The organism is Glaciimonas soli (assembly GCF_009497155.1).
Lineage (GTDB): Bacteria > Pseudomonadota > Gammaproteobacteria > Burkholderiales > Burkholderiaceae_D > Glaciimonas > Glaciimonas soli.
This window is the reverse complement of the sequence record NZ_WINI01000005.1, coordinates 66,274-89,509: the sequence shown is the minus strand read 5'-3', so window position 1 is coordinate 89,509 and position 23,236 is coordinate 66,274. Positions and strand designations below refer to the sequence as shown.

Sequence of the window (23,236 nt, the reverse complement as noted above, 5' to 3'; positions counted from 1 at the left end):
GAAAGTAAAATTAATTGATGTTACGCAGAGCCATATTCTAACCATCGTCATTCCCGCGTTCGCGAGGATGACGGTGGTATTTTTCAAATCCATTATTTGGTATTACTTATCAAGTTACTGACAATAGCGGATTGATAGAGTCTTATCCTTATGCCACTTTCGCCATCCTTCGCTGCAACACCGTAATCGGTTGTGCCCACGCCGTATTCTTGTCTTTTTTCTTGGTGATTAAGGTCAGTTCAGACGGATCATAGACATCGGTATTATGCGTCAACGGTGTTGTCATCAAATACTGCGCATCGGTATTCTTAAGAAATTCTCCTACCAATTGAATATTGCGAATATCCAGATGAGCGAATGGTTCGTCGATGAAAACGAAGCCGCCAGCACCATCATCGGATTTCAATAAACCGATTAGTAGAATCAGGGATTTCATTACTTGCTGGCCGCCCGATGCTTCGCCGTCGTTCATGCCGATGATGCCTTTGCCGTCGAATTTAAAGCGGACATGCAAACCGGCTTGCGCTAGCTGAATGTCATCGTTTTCCAATCGCACTGCATCGGTATGAACTTCGATACCGGCAAGCTCACCCAATTCTTTAATATTGCGACCATAGGTTTTGATGGTGTAACGCAAGCGTTCTATGTAAACGCCGCGCGCATTGGTCGTGGCTTCAATGGCGCGATTATTTTGATAGCGACGTTCGTCGGTTTCGCTTTCACGTTCTTGCAATTGATGACGCAGACGCACATGTTGATCCACCACTGTGCTGTCGGTTTCCCAATCATCTCGCGCCAGATCGGCAATCAGATTATTCAGACGCAAATCGACTTGATGCGCATTTTGATGTTCTGTAACCAAGGCTGCGCGCCGCGCTGGGCTACGCCAGTTAAACGGCAGGTGATGCCATGTTTTGTGGGTCTCTACTAAAGCTTGCGCATGTGTGCTGCGATCAAGGGTGTGACGCTTGCCAGCGTGACGTAGCTGGGCTTCGCTGTCCGATAAAGACGCTTTAGTGTTATTCCATACGGTGTCGGCGCGGGTACGGGCTTCCGTTGCTTTTTTCTTTTCTGGACCGATTTCCGCCAGACGCGTGCCGATACTGGTGCGCGAGGTTTTTAATGGCGTAGCATTGTGCGCGGCTTCATCGAATTCGGCTTGGCGAGCACTCAGTTCTTTGGCTGCATCAACGCCAGCGAGACGCGATTTTAATGTGCTGCATTCGGTCGCCAGCTTGCTTATGCTTAACGTCAGTTGATCTTCTTCGCTCTCCAGCTTTTGCATGTTTTTTTGCAAGGCTTCCAGGCGTTGCGTACGGCCAGCCTGACCGAAGCGATAGCGTGATACCTCCACCGATAATGATCGGCCGCCGCGTCGTTCATGGTGGTAAGCCTCGGGCGTAATCCATTCTTCTTTGTTGGATAAATGCATGCCGATATCAACTGAGTCCACGCGTGTGATGCGTGCCAATTGCTCGATTAACCACGCTGGAACCGGCGCACTAAAACGTAATACCGACAATAAGCTTTGGTCCTTTGTTACTGGTGCGATGCTGCGTTCAGGGACGATGAAATGCTTGTAGCGTTGCTGCTCGGCTAAACGATACGCTGCCCCCGCTTTGCTGGCATCTTCCAGCAAAATCACGGACGTATAGCTGCGCAATACGCCCTCGACCGCGCCTTGCCAGCGCGTATCGCTGACTTCCACGATGTCACTCAACATGACGTGATCCAAACCTGCGTCACGTAAGGCACGGCGCATGCTGCGCACGTCATCTGGCTCTGGTAATGCAGCCTTGCTTTCCAATGCGCTGATAGTGGCTTTATCGCCGCTGATACGTTCGGCCAGCGTTGCGCGTTTTTGGCGCAAGACTAAATTTTCAGCTTCTTTGGTTTCCAGTTGTGCAGCAGCATCGGCGATATCGGAACCAGCGTCCGCCGCAAGTTTTTGTAATCGTTCTTTCTGGCCGAGTAAATTTTCCAGCGGCTTTAATTTGCTATTACATTCGCTCAGTTGCTTGAGCAGTGATGATTCTTCTTTTTCCAGCGCAGCTTCGTGATTATTGGCGTTGCTGAGGGCATCGGCCAATTTCGATAAAGTCGCGCGGGTGGTTGACAGTTGCTCTTCCTGTGTAACTAAATTTTTTCTCTCATTGCGCAACTTCTGACTGATATCTGCGGCTTTTTCGCGTGCTTCGTGATACTGCAAAATCGGCAGAATTTCGGCCTGGAGATTTTGTTTTTCTTTGTTGAGATGTTCCCAAGAGTGATAATTGGCGACCCGCAGGCGCAAGCCTTCCAGATTGGTTTTTGAAGCTTCCAATTCTGTTTCAAAACGCTGCAGTTCGACTTCAGTTTCGCGCTGATGGTGTTTGGCATGATCGTAATCATCCAGTACCTCTTTATCGCCAAATACCTGAAACACCAGGTCCAACAACTGGCGCGGCGCATATTCGCAGAGTTTGTCGGTTTCACCTTGTTCTAACGCCAGCACTTTTGCCATAGCGGGCGACAACCCCGCATTGGCTAAACGTTTGCGATAAGTATCGGGACCTAGCCAATCGCTGGCATCTTGTACCTCTTCAATTTCGACGACACCGGGACGCATCAAATAGCTGCGCTTCCAATCGCCACCATTTTTTTCGATCTGGCAAAACAGCGTGACGTCATCTTCACTAAAAAAACCGGATGAGCGGAAAGGGCGATTCGACAGCTGTTTGCCGAGCGGACGGTTATCGACCACGGCGCGCAACCACGCGGTTTGCTCACCAGAGTGACGAGCGTAATGTTTATACGAACGACCGTTAGAGCAATCCAGCCCGAACAAGGTACGCAATGCATCGAGCAAGGTGGTTTTGCCGGAGCCGTTCTGACCGGCGATGGTGATGATTTTAGCGTCTAGCGGAATATTTTTGATGCGTTGCCAGTAATCCCAATGGACCAGTTCTAGCGATTTAATGTGAAACATGTGTGTCCTGTTCTGCTACTGGAAGGGTGGTTCCTGCTGGTGTTTCTATCGCAGTTTCTACCGCGGTTTCGACAATAGTGACCGGTGAAGTTTTGAATACGTCGGCCAGTGCGCCATTGATGATGCGTTCTTTCAGCGTGTCGGTATCCATCATCAAGTCCAGTAATGGGCCTTCTGTAATCATGTCGTTGCGACGTTCGATGAAACCGAGTTTGGCAAGCTGTCCAAGATTCATATCCATGCGCGTTTTTTTACCGAGCTTGTCGCCGAAATCGGTCAACAGCGCTTTGTAAGAAATGCCGATAGAGGAATTTTCTGCACGAGGCATTGGTTTGTCTTTGCCGAACATATCGTTTTGATCGTCATCGGCCAGTTGGTGTGCTTCCTGGCGTTCGCGTTTAGGCAAAATAATTTGCGCCCACAACACGACTAGCAAGGCGACTCCATCGCGTGCCAAACCGAAATTATTGTTTTGCCAGACTGAATTGGAACCGAAAATTGCAGGCTCTACAGTACGTTGCAGTGCCAGCGTCACATGATCTGCGTAGACATTATCCAGAAATTTCAGACCGCAGTTGGCCAGACGTGTATCGATTTCTGCCCGAAACACTTCATCGGACAATGCGCGTTTCACCAATTTTTCATCGCGCTTCAAGGTTTGATGCGTCATTAATCGCGCAATCAGGATTTGTGCATCATCGATCATTTTGTTATTTCTGTTGAAGTTTCACTTGTGTTTGTTTTGGTACCGAGTGTACCAACCGAGATCGCCGCAACGTGCTCATCGTCCAGGGTCACCATGCCGTCACCAGTGATAAAGACCAGTGGCAGACGCGCCATGGTGGCGGTGCCGCCTTGTAGTGCGGCTTCGCTTTCATCACCGATCAGCGGTAACAGAGAAGCGCGATAAGAGGCTACCGCAAAGTTTGCCGGCAGCAGCACTTGTTCTATCGGTGTGGGTGCTGTCGTAACTGAAGTATCGCTGGCGTTGACCGTGGCAAATTGCGCCAAATGCGTCAGCCAGGCATTCAATTCTTGCGGCATGCTGGTATCTTGACTTTGCGAGATCAGCGCATTTTCACCAGATGGCAATACCGAATTGATGCTGGCAAGACGGGCTGCAAACAACTCGGATTCGGCCACGTCAATCATTTCAGCAGGCGTGATAAATAATGGTGTCAGTGGCAAGGCAATGGCGTCAATTGCCAGTGCTGCCAGATCGTCATGCTGTAACAGCCAGCTCTTGATATCCGTAGTGGAAAGTCCCGACTGGCCCAGATGCACGCGCTGGCGTTCGATTTGATTGAGTGTGCGCGAAAACATACCCTGCATATTAAGCAAGGCGCTTTGCGCTCGACCAATCGCTTGCGCTGCGCGATGCGTTGCGGCATCAGCGCGGCTGTCAGTGGTGATCGCATGAATGATTTTAGTGCCTTGTTCGACCCAATCGCAGGCTCTGTTCCACTTGGTTTGGGCCGATCTTAAAAGGAATTCAGAACCGGAGGCGATGGCGTCGCTGAATTCTTCTTTCAACTCGACCAGACGTCCCAACAAATGCTGCAATTGTTCAATGCTGACACCGCCTACAGCTTGCGCACCAGCAACTTGCGACATCAGAAATCCCATGTCGGCGGCATCGTCATTTTGCTCTATTGTCAATAAACTATCTAAAGCTGCCAATACATTCCGCGCAGTCGGTGTAATGCGATACACGCTTTGACCGGCATCCCATGCCAATAACTGATAGGAGCGCAGGCGGCTCAATACGGTTTCCAGGCTCTCAGGTTCCAGATAACCGAGTTTGGCGTTGATTTCGGCGCGGGTCACCGTTGACGATTGTGTGTCTGCCGCCAACTCACGTAGCACCAGCAAACGGACGATAACGCCATCAAAACCACCGTGGAATAGGGCAGTGAATGACTCTAATAGCGGTTGCGCGCGTTTTAAACGAAAAACTTGCTCTATGTCATCAGGGGAGATTTCTGGCTTGAAGTAGGCTTGCAGGCTGGTTTGCGGTTCGTCATTAGCGGCTGGAACGGTATTGGTGATATTTTGCATGCCGCTATTTTAAGGCACTCTGGGGTATGGGGAAATGGTAAGGAAACATTTCCCCATTTTGAAGCGATGTCTTTAGTTCAGGTTAGGCGAACAAAAGAATTTATTGCGCAATACCGAATGTGGATTTTAGCGTGCGGCTTCTGCCAAAGTTATTGCCAATTTATTATGACGCTCCAATACATTTCCCAAATCGACTGTCGTCAATTGCCCATTGCGCACCACAACTTGCCCGTTGATCACGCTGTAAGCGACGTCAGACGGCGTGCAGAACACCAATGCGGCAACCGGATCGTGCCAGCCGCCGGCAAAACCTACCTGATTCAAATCAAATAGCACCAAGTCAGCCGACATGCCCGGTTTGAGAGCACCGATGTCGTCGCGGTTGAGCACTTTTGCACCGCCTAACGTGGCGATTTCCAGCGCTTGGCGTGCGGTCATCGCATCAGGGCCAAAGCCGACGCGCTGCAGCAGCATAGCCTGGCGTGTCTCGCCCAGCATGTGCGCGCCGTCGTTGGATGCCGAACCATCAACACCAAGGCCAACTGATACGCCAGCATCGATCATTTTGCGAATCGGGGCGATGCCGGACGCTAAGCGCATATTTGAACAAGGGCAGTGAGCAATGCCAGTGCCGGTGCGGGCAAACATGTAAATACCTTCGTCGTCGAGTTGCACGCAATGCGCATGCCAGACATCGTGACCAACCCAGCCGCAATCTTCGGCGTATTCGGCCGGCGTCATGTTGAATTTTTCGCGGCTGTAGGCAATATCGTTGACGTTTTCTGCCAAATGCGTATGCAGTGAAACGCCGTGATGACGAGCCAGTACAGCGGCTTCTTTCATCAAATCACGTGATACTGAAAACGGAGAGCACGGTGCCACCACGATGCGTTGCATCGCATGACGACTGGCATCGTGATAGGTCTCGATCAGGCGTTGTGTATCTTTCAAAATGGCTTTTTCATCTTCGACCACGCAATCCGGTGGCAGCCCACCTTTGGACTGACCGACACTCATCGAGCCGCGTGCAGCATGGAAGCGCATACCGATTTTTTGCGCGGCTTCTATGCTGTCATCGAGTTTGCAACCGTTCGGATAAATATACAGATGATCACTGCTGGTAGTGCAGCCAGACAGTATCAATTCCGCCATCGCTGTCAGTGTAGAAACCTGAATCATTTCCGGCGTCAAGTTGGCCCAGATTGGATAGAGGTTAGTCAGCCAGTTGAACAGTTCACCATTTTGCGCTGCAGGAATCACGCGCGTCAGGCTTTGGTACATATGGTGATGGGTGTTGACCAGGCCGGGAATCACAACGTGGTTGCTGGCATCAATCACTTCGTCAGCGATGTGCGGCAAATCGGCGCTGCTGCCAACTTGTTCGATGACGTTATCGCGAATGAAAACAGCACCGTTGGCAATTTCACGGCGTTGTTCGTCCATGGTGACGACAACGCGGGCATTTTTGATTAAGAGAGTTTTTGACATATTTACCTACCTTCTTTGCTTGGAGCCCAACTCCCGCAAACGGAAGAAGGGCAGGAGTGAGGGTGTTTGCCAAGACCGAAGATATGTATCTTGATACGTCTATCTGTTTAAACCCAAGAAAGACTTCATTCAGAACCTGCTGCGCCAATCGGGATTGCGCCTGTGATACTCACCGCCCTTGTTGGGGACGGTTGCGCTTCTCGGCACAATTCTGATCCGCTCGCTACGACTCTGAAAGAAGTCCAATAACTGATTCGGAATGAAAGTTTTATTACGCCTTAGCTTTAAAATTACGCAAAAAATCCAACAAGATTTGCGCCGATACTTCAGCATCGTCGGCAGTCATGGTTTCCAATGGATTGTGACTGATTCCACCATTGCCACAACGCGTAAACAACATTGCTACATCGGTGATGTGTGCAATCGCCATCGCATCATGACCCGCACCGGAAGCCAATTTGAATGGCTTGACGCCAGCGCGTTTCGTCGCAGCGCTCAGTTGTTCCATCAACCACGGTGCACATGGTGCCGCTGGCTCGGATACCATTTTTTCTACGCTGCTTTCAACAAAACGACGTTGACAAGTTGTTTCAATGAACTTCAACACATCGTTGACGGCAGCGTCGCGGATGGTGTCCACTTCGGCGCGAATATCCAAAGAAAACACGCAAGCGCCGGGAATTACATTAGTGGAACCGTTTGGTACTTGCAATTGACCGACGGTGCCGACCAGTGATGCATGTTGATCTTGCGCGCAACGTTGTTCGACGTAGAGCACGATTTCGGCAGCGGCAGTGGCGGCATCTTTGCGCATGTTCATCGGGGTCGTGCCGGAATGGCTGGCGACACCTTTCAATTGCACCATGTAGCGGCAACTGCCTGCGATAGACGTGACAATACCCACCGGCAGATCGCGTCCCAATAACACTGGACCTTGTTCGATATGCACCTCAACGAAACCGAGCAGGTCGGTCGGATTGCGTGCTAATGCAGGGATGTTTTCAGGGGTGTGGCCGGCTTTTTGCAAAGCATCGCGCATGCTAATGCCGTCGTTGTCGAGCTTGTCTAACAAAGCCATGTCGAATCGGCCAGTGACGGCATTGCTGCCCAAGAATGTGCTTTTGAAACGTACGCCTTCTTCTTCCGAGAAACCGACAATTTCAAAATGGAACGGCAGTTTTTCGCCGCGTTCATGTAAGTGTTTAACGATGGCGATAGGTAGCAAAATCCCCTCGCGGCCATCGTATTTCCCACCATTGCGTACGGTGTCGTAATGGGAACCTGTCAGCAAGGTTTTGGCATTCGGGTTGTCGGACAAATAGCGACCAACCACGTTACCGGCATCATCGATATGTGCTTCCATGCCCGCTTCACGCATCCAGACGGCGATTTGCTTGGCAGTGCGTTGGTGGGCATCGGTCATGTAAGCACAAGTCAAACCGGTTTCATCATCGCTCCATGCGCCGATCACTTCCGACCATTGCATGATCAACTCACCTAATTTTGGTGTGTAACCGAGCAACGCGTTAACCCGCATTTCTGCGATACGGCCGATTTGGCGTAAACCTTCGGCTTGTTCATCGGCGACTTGATTTCTCAAGCGGCGGGTAAACATTTTAATAATCGTTTCGCGCGTCAAACCTTTACCATCAGCGCCTTTGACCGCAATGATGAAGGGGAAGCCAAATTTGTTGTTGTAATCGCTATTGAGTTTTTGTAGTGTGGCGAATTCTTCCGGGCTGCATAGATGCAGTCCGGCTTTAGATTGTTCATCGGTCGATTCTGCGGTTAACTCGCCAGAAACCGCTGCTTTGCCAGCCAACTCCGGGTGGGCACGAATCAAACCGAGTTGTTCATCGTTGGTGGCGTGTCGAACGATGTCTTGCATCGCTAGTTTCAATGCAGTGATGTTGGCAAAAGGACGCAGCTTGGCCGCACGTTCCGGTATCCATGGCGAATGCTCATAAATACCGTGGAGGGTGGCTACGAAAGTGTTGATGTCGCTGTTATTTAGTTGTTCTAAAGTCGTCATTTTGCTTAACCATCTGCTGCCGGCGAAGCTCACTCGCCGATATTTTTTATGTAATATGCGGGTGAGCCCGCCATATAACCAGAAACTAGTGATCAGAACTTTGCGCTGCTGCCAGTGCATAGGCGCGGGAATCTTGATTTTTACCGCTGCCATTAAAGAACAGGTTCAATAATACCGCCATGGTGGATGCCAACAGTATGCCGCTATGTAATATAGTAGATAAGAAATGTGGCATTCTGTCGAAGAAAGTTGGTGCAACGATAGGTATCATGCCGGCACCAATACTGACGGCGACGATGAAAAGATTATTCCGATTACCGTTGAAATCGACGCCAGAAAGTATTTTGATGCCGGTTGCTGCGACCATGCCAAACATCACCAGGCCGGCGCCACCTAATACAAATTGTGGAATGCAGGCAGCAACTGTTGCCATTTTCGGAAATAAACCAAACAGTATCAAAATTAAACCTGCCGCAGCGCAAACAAAGCGGCTGCGGACGCCGGTGACACCAACCAGGCCGATGTTTTGCGAGAACGATGTATAAGGAAACGTATTGAAAATCCCGCCGATGATGGTACCCAAACCATCTGTACGCAAACCACGCGCCAGCGTTTTGTCATCGACTTCTTTATCAACAATGGCGCCAAGAGCGATAAACATCCCGGTTGATTCAATCATCGTCACAATCATGACCAGGCACAAGCTGAGACAAGAACCAAGATCAAACTTCGGCCAGCCGTAATGGAATGGACGGATCATGGCAAACCAGTCTGCTTGTTCCAAACCAAAAAAATCAACTTTCCCCATTGCCAGAGCAATCGCAAAACCAATAATCATGCCCATCAAGACGGAGATATTGGCAATGAAACCTTTGACATATTTGGTGATGAGTAAAATAGACACCAGCACGATCGCAGAAATGCCCAGGCTGATTGGCGCACCATATTCGGGATTAGGGATTTTAGTGAATACACCGTTGACCAATGTGCCAATCACTGGTTGACCACCTGCTGCCCAATTGATACCGACCCCCATCAATGAAACACCGATCACCGTAATGACCGTGCCGGTAACCACGGGAGGAAAGAAGCGCATCATGCGGCTCATATATGGCGCAATGACGACGCCGAAAATACCGGAAACGATCACCGCTCCATAGATATGCACGATGGTCAGATCAGTATTGCCCGCCATGGCGACCATAGGTCCCACCGCTGCAAAAGTGACGCCCATCATGACAGGCATTTTGATACCGAATTTCCAGAAACCCAGACTTTGAATTAACGTTACCAAACCACAGCAAAACAAGTCCGCACTAATTAAAAAAGCGAGATCGCTTCGGGCTAAATTTAATGCGCCGCCAACGATCAGCGGTACGGCAATTGCGCCGGCATACATCACTAGTACGTGCTGCATGCCGAGTGCAGCGAGTTTTCCCATAGGGAGTTTTTCATCTACTGGATCAGTAGCTGTGGTGGTGGTCATGAGTGTCTCCAGTTTTCGGATTTAAATGTTATATTTTTATGCACAAACTATGCCTATTAGTTGGCAGTACTGTTTGTGTAATCCGATACTATAGGGAACCATTCCCATAACTATACGCACATGTTGATAGTGGATTTTGGTGCGTCGATATATCCTTGTTAGTTGAAAAGATTGTATTGCTGATCATTTTTGCAGCATTGTTTCAGCAGAATTACTTCACCATAGCCTTCGCTACCAGGCCTACTTGCTCACGTAACCATTTGTGTTCCGTAGCCTGGTGCACGCGTTCATGCCAGAGTTGATAAAAACGCATAGGCGGGAATTTAATTGGTAGCGTGAAGCTTTTCAATGCCAGGGTTTTTTCATAAAAAAGCGCAAATTGTCGGCCGGTGGTTAGTACCAGATCGGTTTGTGCGGCCATATACGGCAACATGCCGAAATAGGCTGATTCAACGACAACATTGCGGCGCATGTTTTGACGATCCAGATAGGCTTCAATGATGCCGTGATAACCCGGCAGCACTTGCCATGGGGCGACGTGCGGCAGGCTTAAATAGTCTTCCACCGTCATGGCATCCGATGCAGTGCGTTTGGCATAGGCGCTGTCAGCACGCATCAGGCAGACGATAGGGTCGTCAAACAACTTTGATAGATGCAAATGTTGCGGCGGCTCGTCCCAGTTAGCGATAACCAGATCTAATTCACCATCGGACAACAGGCGTACGTAATCAGTTTCAGGCCCCAGTGCATGAATCACGATGCGACTTTTTGGTGATTCGCGCCGCATTCTGGACACGAGCTCCAGAAAAAATGGCGTATTCATATAATCTGGCGCGGCGATATGGAAGGTGCGTGAAGCATCTTGCGGCACGAAAGCGGTTTTGTGGACGAACAAGCGTTCGGTTTCATCCAGAATGCGCTTGGCAGGCTTCAATAAACTCTCGCCATGCTGAGTCGGCACCATGCCACGTGCACCACGCACTAATAATGGATCGCCCGTCAGCTCGCGCAATTTACGCAGGGAAGCGGAAATTGAGGGTTGTGGCTGATTCAGTTTAAGGGCAACCCGCGAAACGTTTTTTTCGCACAACAACAAGTACAGTATGCGTATAAGGTGGATATCGAGATGGTCTGGTAATTTTGACATGGCGTTTTGTCTCTGTGATTTTTATTATGTAAGGCTGGTATATGCGGATTGGAATGGATAGCTTGGTGTTTTGAGGTTAAACCAGGTTGTTCCAGTGGCAAGTATGATTAGCTCAAATTATTTTGTATATCAATATGCGTATGTTAAATATACGTGATCTTCAATATTTTTATTGGGTAACACGTTTATCTTTCGTAAAACCGAAGCTTTTTATTTTTTAAGTGTTGTGTGTTTGCAGCACTTGTTTTTAAAAATGCATCGGAATTAAAAAATAATGGTCGCAGCGGAGCTGTCAGCTTAGTTAATTCAAAAAGTTCGCGACCGAGTTGAGAGGAAAAAAGCCTCTCTCGTCTGCAGTGCCCGCAGTGGCGGACGAACGTAAAATTGGTTGAAGGTGGAGAAGACATGGACGCATTACTGGTGTCGTACGGAGTCGATTGGCTCAATTTATTGGTGCGTTGGTTGCACTTGATCACAGGGATCGCCTGGATTGGCGCATCGTTCTATTTCGTATGGCTGGATAACTCTATTCGCCCACCTGCGCCAGGATCAGATCTGGCCAAAAAAGGTGTGTCCGGCGAATTATGGGCAGTCCATGGCGGTGGCTTCTACAATCCACAAAAATATCTGGTTGCCCCAGCTGAATTACCAGCAGATTTGCATTGGTTCAAGTGGGAAGCCTATGCGACCTGGATGAGCGGATTTGCGATGTTGTTCATCGTGTATTACTTCAACGCTTCGGCGATGATGATCAACAAAGATGTCGCTGATTTATCAACATGGCAAGCAATCGGCGTGGGTCTCGGCACTTTGGTGATTGGTTGGACCGTGTATGACTTACTGTGCCGTTCGCCGTTAGGTAAGCGGGAAGGTTTGCTCGGGATCGTCATGTATGTGTTCATTGTCGCAGCAGCTTATGTGTTGACGCATTTGTTGAGTGGTCGTGCTGCGTATATCCACGTTGGCGCCATGATCGGTACCATGATGGTGGGTAACGTGTTGATGGTGATCATTCCTGGACAACGCAAATTAGTCGATGCGATGAAAGTCGGTAAATCGCCAGATCCTATCTACGGAAAACGCGCCAAGCAACGTAGCGTTCACAATAACTATTTCACGTTGCCAGTGCTGTTCATCATGATCAGCAATCACTATGGCATGACTTACAACCATTCTTATAACTGGTTGATTCTGGCTGCGATTATTGCTGCTGGCGCGTTGATCCGTCACTTCTTCAACTTGCGTCATGCAGGTAAAGTATCTATTGGTTATCCTATCGCCGGCGTTGCTTTGTTGCTGGCAGTAGCGATTGCGATTGCACCGAAACCAATGCCGGCACCGGCACCAGTTGCAGCTACTGCAGCAGCGCCGGCAGCAACGGATGGTGCAGTGAATTCTGCAGCAGCAGCGGTTGCGCCAGCAGCGGACTTTACGCACGTGCAGGCAGTACTGTCGCAACGTTGCGCAACTTGCCACTCAGCGCAACCTACCCAACCTGGTTTTGCTTCTGCACCGGCAGGTATCATGTTCGATACGCCAGCACAGATTCATCAGAATGCTGACAAAATTTATCAGCAAGCAGTTCAGTTGAAGGCTATGCCGTTAGGTAATATGACGCATATCACCGATGACGAGCGTGCGTTGATTGGCACGTGGTATCAGGCCGGCGCGAAGTAAAGGTCACCTCGATAAACCTACTGCGCAATCCATTATCGTCCCTGTGATGCTCACCGTACCTGCGTACGGCTGCGCTTCTCGGAACGATAAATGGATCAAGTCAGCTTTAGCTGAGGCTAGGGTTTATCGAGGTATCGAAATACCATAAATGAATTAACAGAATTTTTGGAGCACCTATTATGAGCAATAACAACAGCGTCAGCATCGACGGTTTCACCCTCACTGCAGCGCAAGTGATGAGCGTTGCGCGTGCACCGCATTTGCAGGTGACATTGGCGCAGTCTTCACGCGATGCATTGAAAGAAAGCCGCGACTATATCGAATCGACATGGATGCACGATGAAGCGCCGATGATGTACAGCTTCAACACTGGTGTTGGTTTGTTGAAAGACACGCGCATCAAAGTTGATAGTATCGAGCTGTTTCAGACACAACTGATCAAAGCGCATTGCGCCGGTATGGGCGAGCCGTTTTCAGAAGAAGTCAGCCGCGCTACGATGCTGTTGCGTGCCAATGCTTTTGCAAGTAACTATTCAGCACCGCGGGTTGAAGTTGTTGACCGTTTGCTGGCTTTCCTGAATGCAGGCATTCACCCGATCATGCCGCAAAAAGGATCGGTAGGCGCATCCGGCGATCTGGCACCTTTGTCTTATCTGGCTGCGGCAATTGCTGGTTTCGACGAAGCCGAAGTAATGTATCAAGGTCAGCGCATGAGCGCACCGGAAGCGATTACGAAAGCCAATGTTGGTCCAGTTAAATTCGACCTGAAAGCGAAAGATGCTTCAGCGTTGATCAACGGTTGTACCGCTTCATTGGCTGTGGCCGTATTAGTCGCGCATGACGCACGCAATCTATTATCAGATGCTTGTTTGTCTTTAGGCTTGACCCTGGAAGCAATGCGGGCCGAGATGGCCGCGTTTGATCCACGGATTCAACAAGCACGCCCGCATGCAGGTCAGATCAAAACGGCAGCAGTGGTACGTAAATTATTGAAGGGTTCGACGCGCACTACGCATGAAGCACGCGCTGTGCAATTCCCGGAAGAATCACGTCGCACCGATATTCCTTACTCATCGCGGATTCAGGATGTTTACTCGCTGCGTTGCTCGCCGCAAGTGTATGGTCCGGTATTTGACGCTTTAGATTACATCGACAACATCGTTGATAAAGAAATTAATTCTGCAACCGACAATCCTTTGATTTTCGGTAAAGATGGTGGCGGTTTTGAGATCATCTCTGGCGGTAATTTCCACGGCCAGTATTTGGCACAAGCGATGGATCTGATGGCGATGGCGATCACTGATCTGGGCAGCATTTGCGAACGTCGCGTTGCGCGTTTGATAGATCCAACTTTGTCATGGGGTTTGCCACGCAATTTAATGAGCGGCGTGCGCGGTGTTAACACTGGCTATCCAGTGGTGCAATGTTCGTTGAGTTCTTTGGTAATGGAAAATCGAACTTTGTGTATGCCTGGTAGCGTAGACAGCATTCCGGCTAAAGGTAACAGCGAAGATCACGTTTCCAATTCAACCTGGTGTGCGCGTAAAGCGGCGACGGTTTTGGATAATACTCAGTACATCATCGGTGTCGAAATGTTGCTGGCAGCGCAGGCATTGACGATGACAGAGGATTTATTGCCAGGTTTTGTATTGGGACAAGGTACGCAAGCTGCGTATCAAGAGATTCGTCGTCAGATTCCAGCTTGCCTGGATGGTGATCGCTGGTTCCATAATGATATCGTCATGGCAAAATCGTTTGTGGTCAGTGGTTCGGTACGTGATGCCGTAGTCGCAAAGATTGGACAGTTTGTTTGATGTAATGCAGTAATGTTGTACCCGTAATTGTTTTTTGCTTGTTCGTTGGATGTTTTATGCCCCTTTCCCCGTTATGCGGAAAAGGGGTGTTTTTTTGGTAAGATGAATGAAGTAAATGGCAAAGTGCCATGCTTTCCAGCATGCGCATTATTCAGCTTCGCGATCCTCTATCTTCCATTCTCCCTCGCCACGTTCGTCTTCATACGCTTGCCAACTGAGCACAAAATCCTGGCTGCAATGGTTGCAGCGGAAGCGCAAATCCAGAAAATCACTTGCGCAATCGTTATCGAAAACCATTTTTGCTGTGCAGGGAGACGTTGCTTCGACATCTCCTAACGTGCCATCGTCCATGGCAATACGTATATTTTTGATCACCCGATCCAGACCTTTGCTAGTTTTGATCTGTTGGCTATGGGCTAAATGTTCATACTGGTTACAATGTTGGCATGACATAGAAAAACCTCGTATCTAACGTATTGAATGCGGTATTGAATGCGGGGTCATAATCAGGAACACGACGCCACATGGTAGCAGAACTCACATTACAAGCTGGAATGCGGACAATGACCGTACGTGATAGCGATCATCATAATGATGTTGCTCATCAAGCGATGCCCGCCGTCTTATTTTATCCGACACGTTCACCAACAAGGTTGATGACGATGGGGCCTTTTTCACCAGTGGTGGCGTTTAATGGGGTCCCCGATTTGCCACCTAATGGATTAAAGGGTTTGATCTTGCTATCGCACGGAACGGGCGGCAGCTTGATGGCACATTACAACCTGGCGCAACGTTTGGCGCAGCATGGTTATCTGGTCGCCGCGTTACAACATTCGGGCGACAACTGGAATGACAGGTCGCTGGTACTATCGCCGAATTATTTTTCTGAGCGCGCTCTTCAGTTGTCGCGCTTACTCGATGTTGTGTTGGCCGATCCGCAATGGCGAGATCACATTCCTTTGGAGCGGATCGGTGCCCTGGGCCATTCCGCCGGTGGTTTTAGTGTGTTATCGCTGGCTGGCGGTATCGCTGACCGGCAATTGGCGCAGCAGCATTGTGAGGCCGTTAATGACGATCAATTATTTTGCACGCTGGTTGCGAATCCAGATGAGGCGATGACACACAGTGCGCCAGTTGATGTGATGGACGGGCGTATCAAAGCGGTATTTGCAATGGCACCGAACGGGATACTATTTACAGCAGCGTCTATGCAGCGGATGATCGCGGCAATACAGATCGTCACTGCCGAAAAAGATAGCGTTCTGCCAGCGCAATATCATGCGTCCTGGTTACGTGCTCATTTGCCGCAAGCGCATTTTGAAGAGGTCAGCAATGCTGGCCATTTTGCTTTCATGGCGCAACCTGCAACAACGTTGCCATCTGATGCTGGCGATGCGGCTGAGAATCCTCCGGGCTTTGATCGCGGCGCTTATTTGCTAAAGTTAGAGCAGCAAGTAGTGGCGTTTTTTGATCAGAATCTGAGCTAAGAAATAAGCTGAAAAAACAAAGTAAACAGAGGTGAAAAAATGTGGCCCTATCCTAAATTCGTTGCGCATCGAGGTGGTGGTATTTTGGCGCCGGAAAATACTTTGGCTGGTTTGCGTTGCGGTTGGTCGTATGGATATCATGCGGTGGAATTCGATGTCATGCTGTCCTCTGATGGCGTGCCGATGTTGATGCACGATCCGATATTGGGACGCACTGTACGCGGTGTTGGCAAGATCAATGAATATACCGCGGCGCAATTGAAAGCGATGGATGCAGGGGCATGGTTTGGTGCCGAATTTGTTGGTGAGCCGATTTGTACCTATCAACAAGCGATGGAATTTTGCCGCCAGCATGGTATCTGGATGAATGTTGAAATCAAACCTGTGGAAGGTTTTGAGATAGAAACCGGTCATGTTGTGGCACAAGAGACCCTGGCGTTTTTTTCGGCCGAGATCGCCGCCCATATTGAACGCCCCGACGCAACAACGTTTGCCAATTTGCCGTTGTTTTCATCTTTTTCGATAGATGCATTACGCGCTGCGCAGGTTGCTGCTGCGGCTATTCCACGTGGATATTTAGTGGATGATATTGCCGACGAAGGTTGGTCAAACTTGAAACCCAAACTGGAAGAGTTGGATGCGATCACGCTGCATACGAATCACAAACATTTATCGCCAGCGCAAGTTGATGCGATAAAACAAGCTGGATATGGTTTGTTTTGTTACACGGTAAATACATTAGAGCGTGGCAGCGAGATACAGCGGTGGGGTGTAGACGGCTTTTGTACCGACCGGATTGATTTATTCAAGGAAAATAATAAAATCATGTAATAGGAAATTTGCCGTCTAAAACCGCATTTTTTGATTTTGATGTAGCCTTGCAGTAAATGTTGTATAGAGACAACCGCTAGAAAATATTTACCGTTGATTTTTCGTAATGACCTTTCCTTTTTTTTACACAAGGTAGATATTGGTAAGCGTCTACCATGCAATATGTGTCTTTGATAGTCCTGAAACAACGCTAGTTGATTTAAATCAGGAAACAATTCGGTTGATAGAACGCCATTTTTTCACCTATCCCATTCTGACCGAAGCCCTACGTTAAGTGCATAAAGAAGCAAGTATCTGGCTGTATTCATCGCATCACTAATTTACCGTTGTGTGTGCTGGATGTGAGTTCAAGAGTAAAGCGTGTCTTTATTAACGATGATGAAAAGGGAATCAAACATGAAAATCAATCAATTGTTAGCTACTGCCGTTGTCGCTGCATTCGCTCTGCCAGCCATCGCGCAAAATACGGTTACTAATGCAGTCGGTGCTGCCACTGGCAATGCAGTCACAACAGGTAAGGCGGCTGTCGGTACCGCGGTAGATAATGTGAAGCAGGGCGCGACTAATGCGATGAGTAATCACGTTACCAGTCAGACGACGACAACTGTTCAGGCCACCCAAGCTGATACTGGCGACATGTCCTCAGCTGCTCCGGCAGCATCAGACACCATGAAACCTGTCGCCACTGGGAAGACAAGCTCTGGCATGCATGGCGCACATCACGCGAAGGGTAAAAAGAGATATTGCGGTAAATATCATGGGAAACCTGTTTATCGCTACAGCTGTAAACCGACTCACCACGGTAAAAAACATTACAAACAACATACGCATACTGCCTATCATGCCCACTATCACCCAGTAGTGCATCAAGCGGTGGTTGCGGAACCTGTAATGGCGGTGGTGCCAGTGGCACCGGTGCAACCCGTTTATGAACAAAGAGAAACAACGAAATTCATCGAAGGACATCCAGTTTTGGATCCATATATCGTTCAGCCTGAAGTTCGGCATCACTACTATTTAAGAGATATCTACAATGGTGCATGATTTGCAACACTTTGTGAATATTTTGGCGATGTAGTTAAAAAGCGCTAAAACATTTACTTAGACGCCATAAAAAGCCTGTTAAGAGAAATCTTGCCAGGCTTTTTGCATTGCGCAGGAGATGAAATACAGGCTGTGTATCACGTATAATCGAAAGTTTGCAACGAACGTTGTCATTTAACACGCATTTACTAAAGACTATGAACTCAGCCGAAATCCGCGAAAAGTTTCTCAAATTCTTTGAATCTAAAGACCACACCGTTGTGCGTTCGTCCAGTCTGGTGCCGGGCAATGACCCGACGTTATTATTTACCAACTCCGGGATGGTGCAGTTCAAGGACGTTTTCCTCGGTACCGAAAAGCGCAATTACGTGCGTGCCACGTCGGTGCAGCGTTGTTTGCGCGCGGGTGGTAAACATAATGATTTGGAAAACGTCGGCTATACCGCGCGTCACCATACATTTTTCGAAATGTTGGGTAACTGGTCGTTCGGCGACTATTTCAAACGCGATTCGTTGAAGTGGGCGTGGGAACTGTTGACGCAAGTGTATGGCTTACCTGCCGACAAATTATGGGCGACAGTTTACGAAACGGATGACGAAGCCTACGATATTTGGGTCAATGAAATCGGTTTGCCAAAAGAGCGTGTAGTGCGCATTGGCGACAACAAAGGCGCACCGTTTGCGTCCGATAACTTCTGGCAAATGGCAGATACTGGTCCATGCGGTCCTTGTTCCGAAATTTTCTATGATCATGGTCCTGACGTCTGGGGCGGCCCTCCGGGTAGCCCGGACCAAGATGGCGATCGTTACATCGAAATCTGGAACAACGTGTTTATGCAGTTTGATCGTCAAGTCGATGCGAAAACAGGGGAGGCAACCCTGACACCATTGCCGCGTCAATGCGTCGATACCGGTATGGGTCTGGAGCGTTTGGCAGCGGTCTTGCAGCACGTGCATAGCAACTATGAAATCGATTTGTTCCAGAGCCTGATTAAAGCGGCAGCGCGTGAAACTAACACCACCGATCTGACAAATAATTCGCTGAAAGTGATCGCGGATCATATTCGTGCGTGTTCTTTCCTGATTGTCGATGGTGTTATTCCTGGCAATGAAGGTCGCGGTTATGTGCTGCGTCGTATCATTCGCCGTGCGCTGCGTCATGGTCATAAACTCGGTCAAACTAAGCCATTCTTTTACCGACTGGTCAAAGATTTGGTGCAAGAGATGGGCGTTGCCTATCCTGAATTGCCAGAAGCAGCGGATCGTGTCGAGCAAGTGTTGAAACAGGAAGAAGAGCGTTTTGGCGAGACTTTGGAAAACGGTATGAAAATACTGGAAACAGCGTTGGCCAAGAATCCGAAAAAGCTCGATGGCGATACCGCATTTACGTTGTACGACACGTTTGGTTTCCCGCTCGATTTGACTGCAGATATTTGCCGCGAACGCGAAGTCGAGTTAGACGAAGCCGGTTTTGATGTGGCGATGAAGCGTCAGCAAGACGCCAGTCGTGCTGGTGGTAAGTTCAAAATGGCAGCCGGTGTTGAATATAACGGCGACAAAACGCACTTTGTCGGCTATGCCGAGTCGGCGCACGAGGCCAAGGTATTGGCATTGTATGTAGCCGGTAGCGCCGTACAAAAAATCGAAGCAGGTCAAGATGCGATTGTGGTGTTGGATACCACGCCGTTTTATGCCGAGTCTGGCGGTCAGGTGGGCGACGTTGGCGTACTGGAATCAGCAACGTCATTATTTGCGGTCAACGACACACAAAAAATTCAAGCGGATGTATTTGGTCATCATGGCCGCCTTGAAAAAGGAGCACTCAGCGTTGGTGATAACGTTAACGCCAAAATCGACACAGCAGTCCGTGCGCGCTCGATGCGCAATCACTCTGCCACGCATTTGATGCACAAAGCGTTGCGTGAAGTGTTAGGTACGCATGTGGTGCAAAGAGGGTCATTGGTTGATGCTGATAAAACCCGTTTTGACTTTAGCCACAATGCGCCAGTTAGCGCTGATGAAATTCGCCGTATCGAAGATATCGTCAATCGTGAAATACTGACTAACGTGGCTACGTCGGCCAAATTGATGTCCTTCGATGATGCAGTAGCTAATGGCGCGATGGCATTGTTCGGTGAAAAATACGGCGATGAAGTACGCGTATTGTCGATTGGCTCTTCTACTGAATTATGTGGTGGTACGCACGTGCATCGTACCGGGGATATCGGCTTGTTCAAGATTATCGCTGAAGGCGGCGTTGCGGCAGGTATTCGCCGGATCGAAGCGGTCACTGGTGAAGGTGCGCTGACACTGGTGCAAAATCTCAGCAGTAAAGTTGCCGAAGCTGCTGCTGCATTGAAAGCAACGCCGGAAGAACTGACGCAACGTATCGCTCAGGTGCAGGATCAGGTAAAAGCACTGGAAAAAGAACTGTCGGCATTGAAGTCTAAAATGGCGGCCAATCAAGGTGATGAACTGGTCAATCAGGCGGTCGATGTCAACGGCATCAAAGTGTTGGCAGCGACTTTAGATGGCGCCGACAGTGCGACCTTGCGCGAAACCATGGATAAGCTTAAAGACAAGCTCAAAACCGCGGCTATCGTGCTGGCAACCGTCAAAGATGGCAAAGTCAGTCTGATTGCTGGCGTTACTGCGGATGCGACTGCCAAGGTCAAAGCAGGCGAATTGGTTAACTTCGTCGCGCTGCAAGTCGGCGGCAAAGGCGGTGGTCGTCCTGATATGGCACAAGCTGGCGGTACTGATGCCAGCGGTTTGCCTGCTGCGTTGCAAGGCGTGGCAGCCTGGGTGGCTGAGCGGGCGTAAAATATTTGGTGATGTATTGTTAGTGGATATAACAAACACCAATAGCAAGCAGCTATAGCAAATGGCGAATAAGCGGAGTCAGCAGAATGCACATTTTGCTGACTCCGTTTTGCGTAATATGCGGCTTTACTGAGCGATTTTGGAGCAGTGACGAATGACTGAACACACGAGCAATTTTAAATTTTGTCCGGTATGTGCGGCATCTTTGGTGTTGCGCGCTGATGAGAGCGACAGTGTGAAAATACGCCTGGCTTGTCCCGAAGGACATTGGACACATTGGGATAACCCATTGCCTGTGCTGGCTGCTTTGGTAGAAATCGACGGCCAAATCCTGTTGGCGAGAAATGCGGCATGGGAAGAAAAAATGTTCGCCTTGATCACTGGCTTCATGGAACGTGATGAAACGCCTGAGCAAGGCATCCGGCGCGAATTGAAAGAAGAAACAAATCTGGATGCAGATCATATCTCGCTGATCGGCGTCTATGAATTCATGCGTAAAAATGAACTCATCATCGCCTATCACGTGCAAGCATCAGGAACCATAAAACTGTCACCGGAACTGCTGGAATATCGGTTAATGGCTCCTGCCGCGCTGAAGCCGTGGCGCGCAGGTACTGGCCACGCGGTGGCCGATTGGATGCGCGGTAAGGGTTTGGAAGTAGCGTATGTTGACAGGCCGATTTTGTCGGATTGAATCAGCAATTTCATCATCACTAATTGCACATCGTGTAGGACAGCGTAATTGGTACTGTTGTATTTGCTGCTTTACATTCCGAAGTAATGAACATTGCTAGATGGAATGCCTCATAATGTAGCAATGCAGTGCAACAATGTATCTGTTGTAAAAATGAGGCGCGTTGGTGCGATGCACCAAATGTTTTACGTTTAGAGTAGAATCCTAAAATTGCAGCATATGTTAAATATTGTTGATTAATTAAGTGGTTATGAATTTTAATAAAGAACTAGATGCACGTGGTTTGCACTGCCCACTGCCAATTTTGAAAACCAAAAAAGCATTGGCGGACATGCTGAGTGGTGAGGTCTTGCGCGTGATGGCGACCGACTCCGGATCTGTCCGCGATTTTCAGGCGTTTGCCAAACAAACCGGCAATGACTTGCTCGAGCAATCAGAAGAGAACAAGGAATTTGTTTTCTTTATGAAGCGTAAATAACTCGTTGTGAGATACGTCGTTTCATCGGTGCTTTGCACGGGTAAATGCAGCTAATAACGTCGCTCTGGTCGATTCTAGCTTTCTTGATTTTTTCTCATTTCTCCTCTAAACGCACAGTTTTCTGTGCGTTTTTGCATTCTAGTCAATATTTAATGCGATTAGTCATATCCTTCTAACGGGTTTTTATATCCTTTAATAGCACGATCGTGCTAAATTTCGCTGGTGAAAGCAAATCTCTCTTATAATCATCTAATTCAATTGACGTTAACGTCAATAAGTAATCCCGTATCTCTGTTTATACGTCGTTGTCTCCGCCTTGCCGTACTACCGTACTGACTGCGGCGGGACGTCTAGTCTAAACAGGTACGCGGGATTACTTGCGCAGCACCCCGGTTTCTTGATTTTTCATTATTTAATTCAACTTAATAAAAGGCAGAGCGATGAAAGTATTAGTTCCAGTCAAGCGTGTAGTCGATTACAACGTCAAAGTGCGGGTGAAAACCGATGGCACTGGCGTGGATATCGCCAACGTTAAAATGTCGATGAATCCTTTTGATGAAATCGCAGTTGAAGAAGCGATGCGTTTGAAAGAGGCCGGCAAAGTGACCGAAGTAATCGCCATTTCCTGCGGCGTGACGCAATGCCAGGAAACACTGCGCACCGCGATGGCGATTGGTGCTGATCGTGGCATTCTGGTAGAGGCGGATGTCGATTTGCAACCGCTTGCAGTGGCTAAATTATTGAAGGCAATCGCCGACAAAGAGCAACCGCAATTGATCATCCTCGGCAAGCAAGCGATTGATGACGATTGCAATCAAACCGGTCAAATGCTGGCAGCCTTATTGGGTTGGCCGCAAGCGACCTTCGCTTCAAAAGTCGTGCTGGAAGACGGTAAAGTCAGCGTCACACGTGAAGTTGACGGTGGTCTGGAAACCATCGCACTGACATTGCCAGCGATTATCACCACCGATTTGCGTTTGAACGAACCGCGTTATGTGACACTGCCTAACATCATGAAAGCCAAGAAAAAGACGCTGGATGTCTTCAAGCCGGCTGATCTTGGCGTTGATGTCACACCACGTTTAAAAACATTAAAAGTCGTTGAGCCTGCAAAACGCAGCGCGGGTATTAAGGTGCCTGATGTGGCGACATTGGTGGCCAAACTGCGCAATGAAGCTAAAGTAATCTAAGTCGATAAACATTTTTACGG

17 protein-coding genes are annotated in these 23,236 nt (G+C 48.9%); 9 read left to right on the top strand and 8 right to left on the bottom strand.

What is annotated here, in order from left to right; genetic code table 11:
* Positions 1–148 precede the first annotated feature (148 nt).
* From GEV47_RS11020 to GEV47_RS10990, 7 genes are all read right to left on the bottom strand, one after another.
* Positions 149–2,968, bottom strand: a complete 2,820-nt coding sequence (locus GEV47_RS11020; RefSeq protein WP_153234832.1) for an ATP-binding protein — start codon at positions 2,966–2,968, stop codon at positions 149–151.
* On the bottom strand, positions 2,955–3,674 hold the full coding sequence (locus GEV47_RS11015) for a hypothetical protein (RefSeq protein ID WP_228124666.1): 720 nt from the start codon (positions 3,672–3,674) through the stop codon (positions 2,955–2,957). Before GEV47_RS11015 ends, GEV47_RS11020 begins: the two co-directional genes overlap by 14 nt.
* Positions 3,671–5,026: a hypothetical protein gene (locus tag GEV47_RS11010; RefSeq protein WP_153234831.1), complete on the bottom strand. Its 1,356-nt coding sequence runs from the start codon at positions 5,024–5,026 to the stop codon at positions 3,671–3,673. Before GEV47_RS11010 ends, GEV47_RS11015 begins: the two co-directional genes overlap by 4 nt.
* A 126-nt stretch (positions 5,027–5,152) precedes the next feature.
* Positions 5,153–6,514: an 8-oxoguanine deaminase gene (locus GEV47_RS11005; RefSeq protein ID WP_153234830.1), complete on the bottom strand. Its 1,362-nt coding sequence runs from the start codon at positions 6,512–6,514 to the stop codon at positions 5,153–5,155.
* Between the two features lie 271 nt (positions 6,515–6,785).
* The gene (locus GEV47_RS11000; RefSeq protein ID WP_153234863.1) at positions 6,786–8,546 is read right to left on the bottom strand and encodes an allantoate amidohydrolase; all 1,761 of its coding nucleotides are present in this window, start codon (positions 8,544–8,546) and stop codon (positions 6,786–6,788) included.
* An 85-nt stretch (positions 8,547–8,631) separates the two neighbouring features.
* A complete protein-coding gene (locus GEV47_RS10995; protein ID WP_153234829.1) occupies positions 8,632–10,032 on the bottom strand; it encodes a nucleobase:cation symporter-2 family protein in 1,401 nt (466 codons plus the stop codon).
* Between the two features lie 211 nt (positions 10,033–10,243).
* Positions 10,244–11,179, bottom strand: coding sequence for a LysR substrate-binding domain-containing protein (locus GEV47_RS10990; RefSeq protein WP_153234828.1), 936 nt, complete (start codon positions 11,177–11,179; stop codon positions 10,244–10,246).
* A gap of 405 nt (positions 11,180–11,584) precedes the next feature.
* On the opposite strand from GEV47_RS10990, the gene GEV47_RS10985 reads away from it, so the two are divergent.
* Positions 11,585–12,856, top strand: coding sequence for a urate hydroxylase PuuD (locus GEV47_RS10985; RefSeq protein WP_153234827.1), 1,272 nt, complete (start codon positions 11,585–11,587; stop codon positions 12,854–12,856).
* A gap of 179 nt (positions 12,857–13,035) precedes the next feature.
* Positions 13,036–14,670, top strand: coding sequence for an HAL/PAL/TAL family ammonia-lyase (locus GEV47_RS10980; RefSeq protein ID WP_153234826.1), 1,635 nt, complete (start codon positions 13,036–13,038; stop codon positions 14,668–14,670).
* A 147-nt stretch (positions 14,671–14,817) separates the two neighbouring features.
* Here the strand turns inward: GEV47_RS10980 and GEV47_RS10975 are convergent, their stop codons facing one another.
* Positions 14,818–15,123, bottom strand: coding sequence for a hypothetical protein (locus GEV47_RS10975; protein ID WP_153234825.1), 306 nt, complete (start codon positions 15,121–15,123; stop codon positions 14,818–14,820).
* Between the two features lie 71 nt (positions 15,124–15,194).
* Between GEV47_RS10975 and GEV47_RS10970 the strand changes: the two genes are divergently transcribed.
* The 7 genes from GEV47_RS10970 (at position 15,195) to GEV47_RS10940 (ending at position 23,216) form a co-directional block, all read left to right on the top strand.
* Positions 15,195–16,157, top strand: a complete 963-nt coding sequence (locus tag GEV47_RS10970; RefSeq protein ID WP_153234824.1) for an alpha/beta hydrolase family protein — start codon at positions 15,195–15,197, stop codon at positions 16,155–16,157.
* 39 nt (positions 16,158–16,196) lie between these two features.
* Positions 16,197–16,988, top strand: a complete 792-nt coding sequence (gene ugpQ, locus GEV47_RS10965; protein WP_153234823.1) for a glycerophosphodiester phosphodiesterase — start codon at positions 16,197–16,199, stop codon at positions 16,986–16,988.
* Between the two features lie 396 nt (positions 16,989–17,384).
* Entirely contained in the window at positions 17,385–18,032 is a 648-nt protein-coding gene (locus GEV47_RS10960; protein ID WP_153234822.1) for a hypothetical protein, read from the top strand.
* A 197-nt stretch (positions 18,033–18,229) separates the two neighbouring features.
* Positions 18,230–20,854 (top strand): alanine--tRNA ligase, encoded by a 2,625-nt coding sequence (alaS, locus tag GEV47_RS10955; protein ID WP_153234821.1) that lies wholly within the window; start codon positions 18,230–18,232, stop codon positions 20,852–20,854.
* A gap of 154 nt (positions 20,855–21,008) precedes the next feature.
* Positions 21,009–21,548 (top strand): NUDIX domain-containing protein, encoded by a 540-nt coding sequence (locus GEV47_RS10950; RefSeq protein WP_153234820.1) that lies wholly within the window; start codon positions 21,009–21,011, stop codon positions 21,546–21,548.
* Positions 21,549–21,798: 250 nt separating this feature from the next.
* Complete coding sequence (locus tag GEV47_RS10945) at positions 21,799–22,026, top strand: sulfurtransferase TusA family protein (protein ID WP_153234819.1); 228 nt, start codon at positions 21,799–21,801, stop codon at positions 22,024–22,026.
* Positions 22,027–22,466: 440 nt separating this feature from the next.
* Positions 22,467–23,216, top strand: a complete 750-nt coding sequence (locus tag GEV47_RS10940) for an electron transfer flavoprotein subunit beta/FixA family protein (protein WP_153234818.1) — start codon at positions 22,467–22,469, stop codon at positions 23,214–23,216.
* Positions 23,217–23,236: the final 20 nt, after the last annotated feature.